This window comes from Kitasatospora sp. GAS204B, assembly GCF_029892155.1.
Taxonomy (GTDB): domain Bacteria; phylum Actinomycetota; class Actinomycetes; order Streptomycetales; family Streptomycetaceae; genus Kitasatospora.
The window spans coordinates 139,810-155,179 of record NZ_JARZAG010000009.1; the positions used below are offsets into that span (position 1 = coordinate 139,810).

Consider the following 15,370-nt stretch of genomic DNA (forward strand, 5'->3'; position numbering starts at 1 on the left):
AGAGGAGCACAACCTCCACCGCCTGCCGCTCGACCACTGCGTCCGCCCACGGGCGTAACCCCGCAGGCGGACGCCGGCGACCGGCACCGCTGGCTAGCATCGCGGCATGGACAGGCAGCGAGAACACCCGATCGCATGGCAGGCGTTGGCGTGGTGCGCCGTCGGCACCTTCGCCCTGCTGATCCTGCGCACGCTGAACCGCACCGTGGTCCCGGTGTTCGTCCCCACCCACCACGCGCTTCACCTCAGCTACCCGGCCCGGGCCGTGCTGGCCGTGCTCCTCGCCCTGCCGATCGGCTGGGTGCGACGCAAACCGGTGGCAGTGCTCGGCGTGCTGCTCGCCGAGCCCGTCGTGCTGGCGGCGTTCCGGCTGCGGAGTTGGCCGTTCCTGCTGGTCACCGCCATCCTGCTGGGCTACCTCGCGGCCACCCGGTCGCCTCGCGACTCCGCGCTCGCGGCCGGCGGCGCGCTCCTCGCGTGGTACGGGCATCTGCCGTTCCTGAATCCGTGGGTGTTCGACGATATCGGCGAGGCGTCGACCGTGCTCGCGCTGGTCGTCACGGCCTGGGCGATCGGCAGCTCGATCAGGCTGCGCCGCGTGTACGACGCGGCGGTCCGCGAGCGGCTGGCCGAGCGGGCGGTGGCGGCCGAACGGCTGCGGATCGCGCGCGAGTTGCACGACATGGTGGCGCACAGCATCGGCGTGATCGCGATCCAGGCGGGCGCGGCGAGCCGGGTCGTGGAGACCCAGCCCGCCGGTGCGCGCAAGGCGGTCAGTGCCATCGAGCTCACCAGTCGCGAGACGCTCGCGGGGCTGCGCCGGATGCTGGGCGCGCTGCGTCGAGCCGACGCCGACCACGCGGAGTCCACGCCGCCGGCGGGCCTGGAGGAGGTGGACCGGCTCGCCGAGCGGACGGCGGGCGCCGGCCTACGGGTCGACGTGCTCTGGCGCGGGCAGCGGCGCCCGTTGCCGCCCGAGATCGACCTGGCCGCCTTCCGGATCATCCAGGAGTCGGTGACCAACGCGGTGCGGCACTCGGGCTCCCGGCGCTGCCAGGTGTCGGTGGACTACCGGGAGGCGGAGCTGGCCATCGAGGTGCTGGACGGCGGCCATGGCACCCGCCCGGCCCCGACCGCGACGGCCGGGACCGGCTTCGGGCTGGTCGGCATGCGCGAGCGGGTCGCCCTGCTGAACGGTCAGTTCAGCGCCGGGTCCAGGCCCGAGGGCGGCTTCCGGGTGGCGGCCCGGCTGCCGGCCTGACTGCGGCCTGACCTGACCTCGAACTCCGTCGCCTGCCCTCGAATTCCGTCGCCCGGGGCCGCCGGGTCCTGAGACGATGGCCCGATGACCCACCCGTCCGACACCCGCACCCGCGAAGAGCTCGCCGCCCTGGTCGCGGCCGGCACTCGACCCAAGTACCTGTTCTTCTGGGGCCACCAGCCGCAACGCGACGGAACGGTCGGCACCGGAGCGCTCAGCCAGTGGTGGCCGTGCCGGTTCACCATCGACGGGATCGACTACGCCAGCGCCGAGCACTGGATGATGGCACAGAAGGCCCGCCTCTTCGAGGACGCCGACACCGAGCGGCGAATCCTCGCCGCCCGTACTCCCGCCGAGGCGAAGAAGCTCGGCCGACTGGTCCAGGGATTCGACGAGGAGCGCTGGGCCGCCGAGCGGTTCGGCTTCGTGGTGGCGGGCAACGTCGCCAAGTTCGGCCAGGACCAGGCGTTGCGCGACTACCTGCTCGACACCGGCAACCGGGTGGTGGTCGAGGCGAGCCCGCTGGACCGCGTCTGGGGCATCGGCCTGGCCGCCCACGACCTGGGCGCCGACGACCCGCAGCGCTGGCGCGGGCTCAACCTGCTCGGCTTCGCACTGATGGAAGCCCGCGCGCGGTTGGCTGCCTGAACACGCGTCAGCACCTGAACAGGCGTCAGGGCCCGTACCATTGCGGCGGTACGGGCCCTGACGGTTCAGTCCAACAGGCTCAGCAGCCGATCAGTCGCGCGCCCAGGTACGCCTTGACCTGGTCCAGCGACACCCGCTCCTGCGCCATGGTGTCGCGCTCGCGGATGGTCACCGCGTTGTCGTCCAGGGTGTCGAAGTCGACCGTGACGCAGAACGGCGTGCCGATCTCGTCCTGGCGGCGGTAGCGCTTGCCGATCGCGCCCGCGTCGTCGAACTCGACGTTCCACGCGGTGCGCAGGTCGGCGGCCAGGCCCCGGGCCTTCGGCGAGAGGTCGCTGTTGCGCGACAGCGGCAGCACCGCGACCTTGACCGGGGCGAGCCGGGGGTCGAGCCGCATGCCGACGCGCTTCTCCATGACGCCCTTGGCGTTGGGGGCCTCGTCCTCGAAGTAGGCGTCGAGCAGGAACGCCAGCATGGCGCGGTTCAGGCCCGCTGCCGGCTCGATGACGTACGGGAAGTACCGCTCGCCGGACTCCTGGTCGAAGTACTTGAGGTCCTGGCCGGAGTGCTCGCTGTGCACCGTCAGGTCGTAGTCGGTGCGGTTGGCGATGCCCTCCAGCTCGGAGAACTCGGTGCCGCCGAAGTTGAAGCGGTACTCGATGTCCACCGTGCGCTTGGCGTAGTGCGAGAGCTTCTCCTTGGGGTGCTCGAAGAAGCGCATGTTCTCCGTCCGCAGACCCAGGTCGGTGTACCAGTCCCAGCGCTGCTGCAGCCAGTACTCGTGCCAGGTCTCGTCCTCGCCGGGCTTGACGAAGAACTCCATCTCCATCTGCTCGAACTCGCGGGTCCGGAAGATGAAGTTGCCGGGGGTGATCTCGTTGCGGAAGCTCTTGCCGACCTGGGCGATGCCGAACGGCGGCTTGCGGCGCGAAGTGGTCTGCACGGCCTTGAAGTTGGTGAAGATACCCTGCGCCGTCTCCGGGCGCAGGTAGGCCAGGCCGCCCGCGTCCTCGGTGACACCCAGGTGGGTCTTCAGCATGCCCGAGAACTCCTTGGGCTCCGTGAAGGCGCCCTTGGTGCCGCAGTGCGGGCAGTTGATGTCGGCCAGGCCGTTGGCGGGCAGCTTGCCGTGCTTGGCCTCGTACGCCTCCTCCAAGTGGTCCGCGCGGAACCGCTTGTGGCAGGAGGTGCACTCGGTCAGCGGGTCGTTGAAGGTGGCAACGTGGCCGGAGGCCTCCCAGACCTCGCGGGCCAGGATCACCGAGGAGTCAAGTCCGACCACGTCCTCGCGAGCGTGCACCATCGTGCGCCACCACTGGCGCTTGATGTTCTCCTTGAGCTCCACGCCCAGTGGCCCGTAGTCCCAGGCGGCGCGGGTGCCGCCGTAGATCTCGCTGCAGGGGTAGACGAAGCCACGGCGCTTGCTCAGGCTGACGATCGTGTCGATCTTGTCGGCGGCCACAGTGCTCTCTTCAGACGACGCCGCACACCCGGTGCGACGGCACGGTCAAGGCGCGGCTGGTTGCGCGCACCCGAATACCTCAGGTTACCGGGCAGGCGGGTGGGGGGTTCAAATCGATAACGTCCGCGCGCGTTCGAGCCGGCGAACAGCCGGCGCCGCCTGTTTCGAGGTACGCTCGAGTAAGATGACAATGATTTTCATGGCGTGCCGACGCACCCTCCTCCCCCGGCCCTGGCCGCGACCGGCTCCGCGCCGGGTGGCACGGCGGCCGCGATCCCGGAACCCGCACGAGCAGCTCGTCAGGACGACCCGTGCGACAGTGCGAGGCTGGCACAATGAGGTGTGACCCGACCCGATCCCCTGGAGGAGCACCGGTGACCACCGCAGGCCCGTCGCCACGCGCCCGATCGACCCGGCAGCGCGCCGCCGTCTCCGCGGCGCTGGACGAGATCGAGGACTTCCGCAGCGCGCAGGAACTGCACGACATGCTCAAGCACCGGGGCGACTCGGTGGGCCTGACCACCGTCTACCGGACGCTGCAGTCGCTCGCCGACGCCGGCGAGGTGGACGTGCTGCGCACCGCCGACGGCGAGGCGGTCTACCGCCGCTGCAGCAGCGGGCACCACCACCACCTGGTCTGCCGGCTCTGCGGCAGCACGGTGGAGGTCGAGGGCCCGGCAGTCGAGCGCTGGGCGAACACGGTGGCGGCCGAGCACGGGTTCAGCGACATCGCGCACACCCTGGAGATCTTCGGCACCTGCGCGGAGTGCACGGCCAAGCAGCGGGCGGCCCCGCTGCAGTAGCCGGCAGCGGGGACGTCAGGCCGGCCACTGCCAGACGGCGGGCGGGAAGGCGGCGGTGACGGCCGCCATGGTCTCGGCGAGCCCGATCAGTTCCTCGTAACTGCGGCGCTTGCGGACCCAGCCGATCAGCCGGGAGCGATCGATCCGCCAGCCGCACCCGGCCTCGACGGTCAGCCGCTCGATCTCCTCGGTCAGCAGCAGCTTGCCGAACTCCGCATCGACGCTGACCAGGTTGACCGTGCCCTTGCGCCCGCCGGCCAGTTGGGGCAGCTGCTCAACAGACGCGCGCGGGATCGGCACTGCCTTGCTCCCGGCGTGCCTCGCCAGGTCGAACTCCGTCATGGCCGTGTCGGGGAAGGCGCGAGGGAGCTCCAGTGTGGCGATCGAGAAGTCGTACGAGTGACTGCCCGAGGGCGCGCCCGGCCTGGAGACCACCACATAGCCCAACGTGACGGGATAGCCCGCCACCTGACCGCGCAGCACATGGTGCAGCCGGTCGCGGAAGGACCCGGCGCTGAACGGGTACCCGAGCGGGTTCCAGTCCGGGTACTCGATCGTCACGGCCCGCTGGTACGCCCAGGCAGGGTCCTCCCGGAAGCGGCGGATGCTCTTGCGGATCTCGAACACAGCTCTCCCCCGTCAGGATGAGTCCCGCCACTGCCAGACGGCGGGCGGGAAGGCGGCGGTAATGGCCGCCATGGTCTGCGCGAGGTCGATGATCTCCTCATACGGGCGGTACTTGCTCACCCAGCCGATCAGCCGGGAGCGATCGATCCGCCAACCGCACCCGGCCTCGGCGGTCAGCTGCTGGATCTCCTTGGTCGCCACCAGACGCCCGAACTCCCCATCCGCACAGACCAGATCGACCGAGCCCTTGCCCGAGCCGACCAGGTGCGCAGGCCGCTGCTGCCACGGCCCGTCGGGAATCGGCCGGGCCCGGCTCCCGGCCCGCCTCGCCAGGCCGAACTCGGTCATGGCGGTGTCGGGCAGGACCAGCGGGAGATCGAGCGCGGCGATCGAGAAGTCACTGATGTGGCCCTGCTCGGAATTGACCGCCACGTGTGCGAGCAGGACGCGGTGACCTGCTACCTCACCGCGCAGCACCTTCTGCAGCCGATCATGAAAGAACCCGATGCTGAACGGGTACCCCAGCGGATTCCAGTCCGGGTACTCGACCTTCACGAGCCCCTGGTACTCCCAGGCCGGATCCTCCCGGAAGCGGCGGACACTCTTCCGGATCTCGAACACAGCTCTCCCCCCTCAGGATGAGTCCCGCCACTGCCAGACGGCGGGCGGGAAGGCGGCGGTGACGGCCGCCATGGTCTGCGCGAGGTCGATGATCTCCTCATACGGGCGGTACTTGCTCACCCAGCCGATCAGCCGGGAGCGATCGATCCGCCAACCGCACCCGGCCTCGACGGTCAGCCGCTGGATCTCCTCCGTCGCCACCAGACGCCCGAACTCCCCATCCGCACAGACCAGATCGACCGAGCCCTTGCCCGAGCCGACCAGGTGCGCAGGCCGCTGCTGCCACGGCCCGTCGGGAATCGGCCGGGCCCGGCTCCCGGCCCGCCTCGCCAGGCCGTACTCGGTCATGGCGGTGTCGGGCAGGACCAGCGGGAGATCGAGCGCGGCGATCGAGAACTGGTCCACCCGCGTGCGCCCGGACGTGACCGACATGTGCGCGAGCAGGACGGGACGGCCGGCCACCTCCCCGCGGAGCACACGGCGCAGCCGATCGTGGAAGATCCCGCCGCTGAACGGGTACCCCAGCGGATTCCAGTCCGGGTACTCGACCTTCACGAGCCCCTGGTACTCCCAGGCCGGATCCTCCCGGAAGCGGCGGACACTCTTCCGGACCTCGAACACGGCTCTCCCCCTCGGTGGTGCGAGCGGCCCCACCGGCGGTCGCTCGCACCACCTTAGCGATCAGGGGTGCATCGCTCCCTTGGGGTCCACCAGCGGAGAGCCGTCGTCGAACGGCGTGTGGTCCATCGGCTCGCCGTTAAGCGCGTTCTCGGCCGCGTTGGCCAAGCCGTACGCGGTTCCGCTGACCGCCGAGTCGCGGGGCGTGTGCTTGTCGCCACCGGAGTAGATCTTCTGACCGTTGTGCACTCCGGTGCCTGCCAGCATGCCACCGGCCAGCGAGGTCAGGCCGTCCTCCCAGGCGCTGCCCGCGTTGCCGTCGACCAGGTCGGTCGTGAACTGGCCGAGGCCGCTCGTGGCGCCGTTCATGGCCACGTTCCCGAGCAAGCCATTGCCCTGCAGAACGTCACCCAGCTTGCCCTTCGGCGCGATCGCCTCCGCGCCGGTCGAGAGCAGGGTGCTGAAGCCCGCGTCGATCGCCGCGGACTGGAAGTCGGCGCCCCAGGTGACCTGCTGCCCGGACAGCGCCTGCCCCAGCACGTTGCCGCTGTAATCGCCCGCCAGGTTGCCGGCGAAGGTGATGCCGATCTTGAGCAGCTTGCTGTCCTCCATCGCGTCCTTGATGCCTTCCAGCACCTTGTCGATCGCGTTCAGGACCCGGGCCAGCTGGGCCACTGCGGCTCCGGCCTCCGCCGCCTCCGCGGCGGCGTCCGTGGCGGCCGCGACGTCCGAGAAGCCGGCGGTGACGATCGACAAGCCGATCCCGATCGCGGCCGTGGCGGCGATCTGCACGACGATCTCGTCGATCTGGTTGTTGATCGACTCGATCGCGTCAGCCGCCGCGTCCAACTGCTTGGCGACGTTCTCGAAGTTGGGCAGTGCCGTGTCGATCTGCTGCCGGGTGTGGTCCCAGTGCGCATGGAAGGAGTCGGCGGCCTGGCCGGTCCAGGCACCGCCCAGACCGTTGACCTGCTGATCCAGGCCGTCCCGGGTGCTCTTGAGCTCGGTCGCCATGGTCCGCCAGGCGTTCGCGCACGCCCGCAGCACGCCCGGGTCGCCGCCCGGACTGAAGATGTCGAAGCTCTTCTCGATCGGCGGGGGCGGCGGCGTGGCCGGCTGGGCGCTCTGTCCGCCGCTGTTCTGTCCACCACTGCTCTGCTGACCCATGGTCAGGCCCCCCGCAACTTCTTCGCGTGGTGCTGATCGGTCTTCCGGTAGTTCGCCGCAGTCTGGTCCAGGCCGGCCGAGTACTGCTGCAGTTGGGTCTGCAGCTGGCGCAGGCTGGTCACCGTGGCCTGGGTCATCGCGACGTACTGCTGCAGCACGGCGGTGGACTCCGAAAGCACGCCGAAGGCGTCGTTGACGTTCTCGGCCTTGCTCTCGAAGGTGCCGATCTGCCCGCCCAGGGTGTCGGCCGAGCTGTGGAAGTCGGCGCCAAGTGCGCTGACCTTGTCCGGTTGTATGGAGAAGTGGCTGCCCGCCATGGCTCTCGTCCCCGTTCGTCCCCACGATGGGCCGTGGCTCATCCGACGGCCCGTCAGTTGTGGAACGAACGATAGCCCCCCGCCGTGACGTTGCCACCGCGAGGGGTTATCACGCGACGTCAGCGCTGGGTCGGCAGCTCCGGCGCCTCCGGGACCTCGTTGGGCAGCGCGCCGCCGAAGCGGCGGTCGCGCATCGCGTACTGCTCGCAGGCCCGCCACAGGTCGCGCCGGTCGAAGTCGGGCCAGAGCACGTCCTGGAACACGAACTCCGCGTAAGCCGACTGCCAGAGCCAGAAGTTGGAGGTGCGCTGCTCGCCGCTGGGGCGCAGGAACAGGTCCACGTCCGGCATGTCGGGGTGGTACATGTACTTGGAGATGGTCTTCTCGTTGACCTTCTTCGGGTCCAGCTTGCCGGCCGCCACGTCGGCGGCGATCGCGGCCATCGCGTCCGTCAGCTCGGCCCGGCCGCCGTAGTTGACGCACATGTAGAGGGTGACCAGGTCGTTGCCCTTGGTCTGCTCCTCGGCCACCTTGAGCTCCTGCACCACGCTCTTCCAGAGCTTGGGCATCCGGCCGGCCCAGCGGATCCGCACGCCCAGCTCGTCCAGCTCGTCGCGGCGGCGGCGGATCACGTCCCGGTTGAAGTTCATCAGGAACTTCACCTCGTCCGGGGAGCGCTTCCAGTTCTCGGTGGAGAAGGCGTAGAGCGAGATGTTCTTGACGCCCAGCTCGATGGCGCCGGCCAGCACGTCGAGCACCACGCTCTCCCCGACCTTGTGACCCTCGGTGCGGGGCAGGCCGCGCTCCTTGGCCCAGCGGCCGTTGCCGTCCATCACGATCGCGACGTGCTCGGGGACCAGCTCACCGGGGATCTTCGGCGGCACGGCGCCGCTCGGATGCGGGTCCGGGGTGCGGTAGGTCCGCTGCTTGCTGCCACCGAAGAGCCGTCGCGCTGCCATGCTCACTTCTCCACGTATCTCATCGAGCGGATGCCCCGCTCGAGGTGCCACTGCAGGTAGGCGGCGACCAGCCCGCTGCCCTCCCGCCAGTACCTCGGTTCGCACGAGTCCGCCGTCCGCCAGTCTCCGGACAGCAGGGCGCCGAGCAGAACCAGTGTCTCAGGGGAGGGTACGGCACAACCGGGCACGCGGCAGTCCGCGCAGAGCACGCCACCGGCCTGCAGCGAGAAGAACCGGTTGGGGCCGTCCAGGCCGCACTTGGCGCAGTCGGTGAAGCTGGCGCCGTAGCCGTTGACGGCCAGCGAGCGCAGCAGGAAGGCATCCAGCACCAGGTGCGACTCGTGCGCGCCGGCGGCCAGCGTGCGCAGTGCGCCGATCAGCAGCAGGTACTGCTGGACGGCCGGCTCGCCCTCGTTCTCGGCGAAACGTTCCGCCGTCTCCAGCATCGCGGTGCCGGCGGTGTACCGGCCGTAGTCGGTGACGATGGAGCCGCCGTAGGGGGCGATGGTCTCCACCTGGGTGCAGAGCGGCAGCGAGCGGCTGATCAGCTCACTCCCCCGGCTGAAGAACTGCACGTCCACATGGGAGAAGGGTTCGAGCCGGGCGCCGAACTTGGACTTGGTCTTGCGGACCCCGCGGGCCACCGCTCTGACCTTGCCGTGCTGGCGGGTGAGCAGGGTGATGATCCGGTCGGCCTCACCGAGCTTCTGGGCGCGCAGCACGACGCCGTCGTCGCGGATCAGACTCATTCCCCCATTGTCCCGCACGGCGCACCGGTCCCGGACATCCGGGCACCGGGCGGCCCCGGGCAGCCAGGTCCCGTCAGGGAGAAGGTCCAGGTCCCATCAGGGAGGAGGTTCAGTGCGCGGTGCGGGTGGCCGCTTCCAGCAGCCGGTCGACCACGTCCTCGGCGAGCCGCAGGCAGCCGCCCACCGCGGTCAGCGCGGCGCGCTCCTGGGGCAGGTAGCGACCGTCGGCCAGGGCGATCCTGGCGCCCTGCAGCAGCAGCCGCTCACGGCCCTGCTGGGCCAGGTGCGGGGCCAACGGCTCCAGCGCGGCATGCAGTTCGACCAGCAGCCCGCCCCCGTCGGCCTGCAGGTCGACCGGCTCGCCGGCGTCCAGGCCGAGCAACGCGGCCAGCGCCGCGAGCAGTTGGGCCTCACCGCAGTCCTCGAAGCCGGCGTCGCGGACCAGTTCGCCGGCCTCCGTGCGGGCGGCGGCCGCGTTCGTCCCGCCGGCCGCCAGCAGGGCGAGCGCGATGGTGTAGTGGGCGTCCCGCAGCAGCCCGGTCAGCCGCCCACTGGTGGGCTGCTCCAGGCTCTCCAGGCCGTACCGGCCAAGGCAGTTGGTGCACTGCACGCTGCCCAGCACCGGGCCCAGCGGCAGCACCGGGGTACCGAACAGCCGCAGCCAGCGCCGACCGTGCTGGCGGCGGTAGTTGCGGTCGCCGCCGCACCCCGGGCAGAAGAAGTCACCGAGCACATCCGTCCGCCACCGCGGGCGAACACCCCACAACTGCGTCACGGCGCCAACTCCCCAGACCTGGCAGACGGCCTGCACGACAACGGGCAGGTCACGCGACCGGAGGCGACGGCCGTCCCACCGACCTCGATTCCGGTCCGTCGATGGTGCCACGGTTGCCGGACGGTGTCAGCACCCCGAACGGGTGCCGAAGGGAAAAAATGTGGCCCAGGACACATCTGTTCCCAGCGAGTCGACTACCACGCCGTGATCTGGCGGATGTGGACGCGTTCGTGCCGAGGAACGATCAGGTGGACGAACGTGCCGTCCGGCAGCAGAGCGTCCTGGCCCTTCGGGCCACCGCGGCGCTCGTAGCGGTCGGGGCGCCGCTCGATCTCGACCTCGCCGGCCCAGATTGTCAGCCAACCGTGCAGCGGTCCGAGGGTGTTGTGCCTGGAGTGACCACCGGCCGCCCTACGGCAGTGGCCTGCCGCCCGGTACGGACGGCAGGCCACGAAGGAATGACTCAGTGCCGGGCCGTCCGGTTGACGGCGCTGATGATCGCCTTCAGCGAGGCACGCACCGTGTTGCCGTCGATGCCCACGCCCCACAGCACCCGGCCGTCCACCGCGCACTCGACGTACGCGGCCGCCTGGGCGTCGCCGCCCTCGCTCAGCGCGTGCTCGGCGTAGTCCAGCACCCGGACGTCCACGCCGACGCCGGCCAGCGCGTCGGCGAAGGCGGAGACCGGGCCGTTGCCGGAGCCGGTCAGCTCGACCTCGGCGCCGTCCACCAGCGCCTGGACCGCCAGCGCGTCGCGGCCGTCCTCGGTGGTCAGGCTCTGCTGCTCGCGCAGCGCGATCCGGCCCCACGGGTTCTCGGGGGTGGGCAGGTACTCGTCCTGGAAGACCGCCCAGATGTCGGCCGGGGTGACCTCGCCGCCCTCGGCGTCGGTCTTGGCCTGGATGATCCGGGAGAACTCGATCTGCATCCGGCGCGGCAGGTCCAGCTTGTGGTCGTTCTTCAGCACGTAGGCGATGCCGCCCTTGCCGGACTGGCTGTTGACCCGGATCACGGCCTCGTAGCTGCGGCCCACGTCCTTGGGGTCGATCGGCAGGTAGGGCACGCCCCAGGTGTACTCGCCCATCGGCACGCCGGCCGCCTTGGCGTCGGCCTCCAGGGCGTCGAAGCCCTTCTTGATCGCGTCCTGGTGCGAGCCGGAGAAGGAGGTGTAGACCAGGTCGCCGGCGTAGGGGTGGCGCTCGGGGACGTTCATCTGGTTGCAGTACTCGTAGGTACGGCGGATCTCGTCGATGTTGGAGAAGTCGATCATCGGGTCGACGCCCTGCGAGAACAGGTTCATCCCCACGTTGACCAGGTCCAGGTTGCCGGTCCGCTCGCCCTGCCCGAACAGGCAGCCCTCGACCCGGTCGGCCCCGGCCATCACGGCCAGTTCGGCGGAGGCGACCCCGGTGCCGCGGTCGTTGTGCGGGTGGGTGGAGAGCGCGATGAACTGACGGCGCGACAGGTTGCGCGACATCCACTCGATCATGTCGGCGTACACGTTGGGCGTGCAACGCTCCACCGTGGTGGGCAGGTTCAGGATGATCTCGCGGCCCTCACCGGGCTGCCAGACGTCCATCACGCCCTCGCAGACCTCCAGCGCGAAGTCCAGCTCGGTGTCGATGAAGATCTCCGGCGAGTACTGGTAGCCGAAGACGGTCGCGCTGTCGCCGGAGCCCAGCAGCTTCTCCGCGTACTCCATGACCAGCCGGGTGCCGTCCACCGCGATCTGCTTGATGTCGGCCTTGCTGCCCTTGAAGACCACCCGGCGGAACAGCGGCGAGGTGGCGTTGTACAGGTGCACGGTCGCCCGCGGGGCGCCGACCAGGGACTCCACGGTGCGCTCGATCAGGTCCTCGCGGGCCTGGGTCAGCACCGAGATGGTGACGTCCTCGGGGATCGCGTCCTCGTTGATCAGCGAGCGGACGAAGTCGAAGTCGGTTGCCCCGGAGGAGGGGAAGCCGACCTCGATCTCCTTGTAGCCCATCTTCACCAGCAGGTCGAACATCTTGCGCTTGCGGGCCGGCGACATCGGGTCGATCAGCGCCTGGTTGCCGTCCCGCAGGTCCGTGGAGAGCCAGCGCGGCGCCTTGGTGATCAGCTTGCTCGGCCAGCTGCGGTCCGCCAGGTCCACGGTGCCGAACGGTACGTAGCGCTCGAAGGGCATCCCGGACGGCTGCTGACGCACGGCGGCCGCGGTGATCGGGGTCGGCAGTTCGACGAAGGGACGAGCACTGTAGGCACGGGCGACGGAAGACTGCTCAGTCATGTGGTGAGACTCTCGGCTTCTCTTCGGATGCGGGCTGGTCGGGGTGGTGCTCACCCGACGGGCCGACTCGTGCGGCGCTCAGCGATCGACGCATGCGCCCAGCACAGACTCCGCGGCGAGGGAGCCGGCCTCCGATGGTCTTACAGGCCCTCGCCGCGGCAGCTAAGAAGAAGCAGCCCGTAACGCATGATGTGAGCCAGCGTAGCCGAGGGTCCGGCGATGCCGAAGCGAGTGCCGCGACATTTCCACTCCTTGAGACGGCGCCTGCGTGACAGCAGGTCGTGGAGTCCTCACCCTGAGTGCCATGACGCAGCCCATCTCACCGCTCTGCACCATCGTGCCGCCCTATCTGCTGGACCGGCTGGCCGGCCTCGGCCACGAGGGCGCGCTGCGCTCGCGTCAGCTGGACGCCGCGCTGCGCGCGGCGCGCGCCGCCCAGGCCACGCCACCGCCGGACGGCGAACAACGGGCCGGCGAGCAACCGGCTGCCGGACCCGCCGCCGCGGCCGGGGTGACGGGCCGGCCGGGGCGGACCATCGCCGACGCCGAACACACCGAGCACCTCCCCGGCCGCGCGATGCGCACCGAGGGCGGCCCGCCGACCGCCGACCCGTCCGTCAACCGCGCCTACGACGGCCTCGGCGCCACCCTCGCGCTGCTCCTGGAGGTCTACGGCCGCCGCTCGGTGGACGGCGCGGGCCTGCCGCTGCACGCCACCGTGCACTACGGCACGGGGTACGACAACGCGTTCTGGGACGGCCGCCGGATGGTCTTCGGCGACGGCGACGGCACGATCTTCGGCGACTTCACCGGCTGCCCCGACGTGATCGGCCACGAACTCGCCCACGGGCTGGTGCAGTACAGCACGAAGCTGGCCTACCACGGCCAGCCCGGAGCGCTCAACGAGTCGGTGGCGGACGTCTTCGGCACCCTGGCCAAGCAGTACGCGCTGGGCCAGCAGGCCGACGACGCCGACTGGCTGATCGGCGCCGGCCTGTTCGGCTCCGGGGTGCGCGGGGTGGCGCTGCGCTCGCTGAAGGCACCCGGCACCGCCTACGACGACCCCCGGCTCGGGCGCGACCCGCAGCCGGGCTCGATGGACGACTACGTCGAGACGGACGAGGACGAGGGCGGGGTGCACATCAACTCCGGCATCCCCAACCGGGCGTTCCAGCTGCTCGCGGCCGACCTCGGCGGCGCCGCCTGGGAGCGGGCCGGGCGGATCTGGTACGACGCGGTGACCGGCCCCGAGCTGCGCCCGGACGCCGACTTCGCCGCCTTCGCCCGGGCCACCGTGACCGCCGCCCGCACCCGCTTCGGCGAGGGCCCGGTGCCGGAGGCGGTGGCCGGCGCCTGGAAGCGGGTCGGCCTCTCGGCCACCTGAGCACGGCACCCCGGCGCTGGACGACACGCGCTGGACCACACACGCGCGACGACACGCGGCCGATGCGTTCTCAGCAAAATCCCAGCATCGGCCATCCGTGGGTAGCAGACTGGCCACCATGCGCATACAGGTGACCAGGAGCGGCGGCTTGACCGGTCAGATCCTGCGGGCCGAGCTGGACACCGAAGCCCGGATGGACGCGCCGCACGTGCACGCGCTGGCCCGCGAGGCGGTCGCGGGCGCCGCCCGGTCCCCCGGCTACGGGGTGCCCGACGGCTACCACTACGCGATCACCGTGGACGGCCGCACGGTGTACTGCGCCGACCCGCGACTGACCGCCTGCCAGCGGGAGTTGGTCTCGCTGATCCTGCACCAGGGGACGGCGGTACCGCCGGGCGGCGACTGGGTCGCCACCCCCGGCTGACGCCCGTAAAACCGCCGGGCGGCCGCAGGCTCGGAGAACGAGCCCGCGGCCGCCCGGCGGCGCGATCTGAGCCGGCGTCAGAAGCCGAGCTTGCGCAGCTGCTTGGGGTCGCGCTGCCAGTCCTTGGCCACCTTGACGTGCAGGTCGAGGTAGACCGGGGTGCCGAGCAGCGCCTCGATGTGCTTGCGCGCGGTCGTCCCGACGTGCTTCAGCCGCGCGCCCTTGGCGCCGATCACGATCGCCTTCTGGCTCTGCCGCTCGATGTAGACGTTCGCGTGGATGTCCAGCAGCGGGCGGTCGGCGGGCCGGTCCTCGCGCGGGATCATCTCCTCGACGACCACGGCCAGCGAGTGCGGGAGTTCGTCGCGCACACCCTCCAGGGCGGCCTCCCGGATCAGCTCGGCGACCATGATCTGCTCGGGCTCGTCGGTCAGGTCGCCGTCCGGGTAGAGCGGCTGGCCCTCGGGCAGCAGCTTGGTGAGCAGCTCGGCGACCAGGTCGACCTGCTTGTCACCGGTGGCCGAGACCGGAATGATCTCCGCCCACTCGATGCCCAGCTCGGCGCCGAGCTGGGCGATGGCGATCAGCTGCTCGGCCAGCCGCTTGGAGTCGACCAGGTCGGTCTTGGTGACGATGGCCACCTTGGGGGTCTTCTTGATCTCGGCCAGTTCCTTGGCGATGAACTTGTCGCCGGGGCCGAGCTTCTGGTCGGCGGGCAGGCAGAAGCCGATCACGTCCACCTCGGCCCAGGTGCTGCGAACCAGGTCGTTGAGCCGCTCGCCGAGCAGGGTGCGCGGCTTGTGCAGGCCCGGGGTGTCCACCAGCACGAGCTGGGAGTCCGGGCGGTGCACGATGCCGCGCACGGTGTGCCGGGTGGTCTGCGGGCGGTCGGAGGTGATCGCGACCTTGGTTCCCACCAGGGCGTTGGTCAGGGTCGACTTGCCCGCGTTGGGTCGGCCGACGAAGCACGCGAAGCCCGAACGGTAGGGGCTTGCCGGGGAGGAGGGGGTGTCGCTCATGAGGACCATTGTCCCTGATCGCCTGGGAGCCCCCGCCACCCCCGCCACCAGCCGTGTCACTTGCGTCGCGACTGCAGCGCGCCGACCAGCGTGAGCACCAGCAGCGCGATCGAGCCGGCCAGCCAGTAGGGCGAGCCGCTCTCGTGCCAGCGGCCCAACCCCATCACCACGGCCAGCAGCGCCGCGAAGAACCCGAGTACGCCGAACATCACCCCACCCCCTCGGGGTGAGATTATCCGCTCTTCGTACTTAGGCCACGGCGGGTCA

General features: G+C 70.5%; 18 protein-coding genes. 5 read left to right on the forward strand and 13 right to left on the reverse strand.

From position 1 onward, the window contains the following. The first annotated feature begins 106 nt into the window (after window positions 1-106). Together P3T41_RS14955 and P3T41_RS14960 are read left to right on the forward strand one after the other, a co-directional pair. Window positions 107-1,261, forward strand: a complete 1,155-nt coding sequence (locus tag P3T41_RS14955) for a sensor histidine kinase (protein ID WP_280690320.1) — start codon at window positions 107-109, stop codon at window positions 1,259-1,261. An 84-nt stretch (window positions 1,262-1,345) separates the two neighbouring features. After that, the gene (locus P3T41_RS14960) at window positions 1,346-1,909 is read left to right on the forward strand and encodes an NADAR family protein (protein WP_280690321.1); all 564 of its coding nucleotides are present in this window, start codon (window positions 1,346-1,348) and stop codon (window positions 1,907-1,909) included. A 79-nt stretch (window positions 1,910-1,988) separates the two neighbouring features. Here P3T41_RS14960 and P3T41_RS14965 read toward each other — a convergent pair whose 3' ends face one another. Beyond that, a complete protein-coding gene (locus P3T41_RS14965) occupies window positions 1,989-3,371 on the reverse strand; it encodes a glycine--tRNA ligase (RefSeq protein ID WP_280690322.1) in 1,383 nt (460 codons plus the stop codon). A gap of 374 nt (window positions 3,372-3,745) precedes the next feature. Between P3T41_RS14965 and P3T41_RS14970 the strand changes: the two genes are divergently transcribed. Next, complete coding sequence (locus P3T41_RS14970; protein WP_280690323.1) at window positions 3,746-4,174, forward strand: Fur family transcriptional regulator; 429 nt, start codon at window positions 3,746-3,748, stop codon at window positions 4,172-4,174. 15 nt (window positions 4,175-4,189) lie between these two features. Here P3T41_RS14970 and P3T41_RS14975 read toward each other — a convergent pair whose 3' ends face one another. The 10 genes from P3T41_RS14975 to leuA all read right to left on the reverse strand — a co-directional run bounded on the left by P3T41_RS14975 (window position 4,190) and on the right by leuA (window position 12,276). Continuing rightward, window positions 4,190-4,801: a hypothetical protein gene (locus P3T41_RS14975; RefSeq protein WP_280690324.1), complete on the reverse strand. Its 612-nt coding sequence runs from the start codon at window positions 4,799-4,801 to the stop codon at window positions 4,190-4,192. 12 nt (window positions 4,802-4,813) lie between these two features. Next, on the reverse strand, window positions 4,814-5,422 hold the full coding sequence (locus P3T41_RS14980) for a hypothetical protein (RefSeq protein WP_280690325.1): 609 nt from the start codon (window positions 5,420-5,422) through the stop codon (window positions 4,814-4,816). Between the two features lie 12 nt (window positions 5,423-5,434). Further along, entirely contained in the window at window positions 5,435-6,043 is a 609-nt protein-coding gene (locus P3T41_RS14985) for a hypothetical protein (RefSeq protein ID WP_280690326.1), read from the reverse strand. A gap of 60 nt (window positions 6,044-6,103) precedes the next feature. Continuing rightward, on the reverse strand, window positions 6,104-7,207 hold the full coding sequence (locus P3T41_RS14990; RefSeq protein WP_280690327.1) for a WXG100 family type VII secretion target: 1,104 nt from the start codon (window positions 7,205-7,207) through the stop codon (window positions 6,104-6,106). 2 nt (window positions 7,208-7,209) lie between these two features. Further along, entirely contained in the window at window positions 7,210-7,524 is a 315-nt protein-coding gene (locus P3T41_RS14995) for a type VII secretion target (RefSeq protein ID WP_280690328.1), read from the reverse strand. Window positions 7,525-7,643: 119 nt separating this feature from the next. Further along, window positions 7,644-8,483 carry an isoprenyl transferase gene (locus P3T41_RS15000; protein WP_280690329.1) on the reverse strand — a complete coding sequence of 280 codons (840 nt, stop codon included), beginning with the start codon at window positions 8,481-8,483 and terminating at the stop codon, window positions 7,644-7,646. Window positions 8,484-8,485: 2 nt separating this feature from the next. Beyond that, complete coding sequence (recO, locus tag P3T41_RS15005) at window positions 8,486-9,232, reverse strand: DNA repair protein RecO (protein ID WP_280690330.1); 747 nt, start codon at window positions 9,230-9,232, stop codon at window positions 8,486-8,488. 109 nt (window positions 9,233-9,341) lie between these two features. Further along, window positions 9,342-10,007 carry a TerB family tellurite resistance protein gene (locus P3T41_RS15010; protein ID WP_280690331.1) on the reverse strand — a complete coding sequence of 222 codons (666 nt, stop codon included), beginning with the start codon at window positions 10,005-10,007 and terminating at the stop codon, window positions 9,342-9,344. Window positions 10,008-10,201: 194 nt separating this feature from the next. Continuing rightward, window positions 10,202-10,459 carry a hypothetical protein gene (locus P3T41_RS15015; RefSeq protein WP_280690332.1) on the reverse strand — a complete coding sequence of 86 codons (258 nt, stop codon included), beginning with the start codon at window positions 10,457-10,459 and terminating at the stop codon, window positions 10,202-10,204. 11 nt (window positions 10,460-10,470) lie between these two features. Continuing rightward, on the reverse strand, window positions 10,471-12,276 hold the full coding sequence (leuA, locus tag P3T41_RS15020) for a 2-isopropylmalate synthase (protein WP_280690333.1): 1,806 nt from the start codon (window positions 12,274-12,276) through the stop codon (window positions 10,471-10,473). A 304-nt stretch (window positions 12,277-12,580) separates the two neighbouring features. On the opposite strand from leuA, the gene P3T41_RS15025 reads away from it, so the two are divergent. Then, window positions 12,581-13,660, forward strand: coding sequence for a M4 family metallopeptidase (locus P3T41_RS15025; protein WP_280690334.1), 1,080 nt, complete (start codon window positions 12,581-12,583; stop codon window positions 13,658-13,660). 118 nt (window positions 13,661-13,778) lie between these two features. Further along, on the forward strand, window positions 13,779-14,084 hold the full coding sequence (locus P3T41_RS15030; RefSeq protein ID WP_280690335.1) for a protealysin inhibitor emfourin: 306 nt from the start codon (window positions 13,779-13,781) through the stop codon (window positions 14,082-14,084). Between the two features lie 77 nt (window positions 14,085-14,161). Here P3T41_RS15030 and era read toward each other — a convergent pair whose 3' ends face one another. Both era and P3T41_RS15040 read right to left on the reverse strand, forming a co-directional pair. Next, entirely contained in the window at window positions 14,162-15,112 is a 951-nt protein-coding gene (gene era / locus P3T41_RS15035; protein ID WP_280690336.1) for a GTPase Era, read from the reverse strand. 47 nt (window positions 15,113-15,159) lie between these two features. Continuing rightward, window positions 15,160-15,312 carry a hypothetical protein gene (locus tag P3T41_RS15040; protein ID WP_280690337.1) on the reverse strand — a complete coding sequence of 51 codons (153 nt, stop codon included), beginning with the start codon at window positions 15,310-15,312 and terminating at the stop codon, window positions 15,160-15,162. Between the last annotated feature and the right edge of the window lie 58 nt (window positions 15,313-15,370).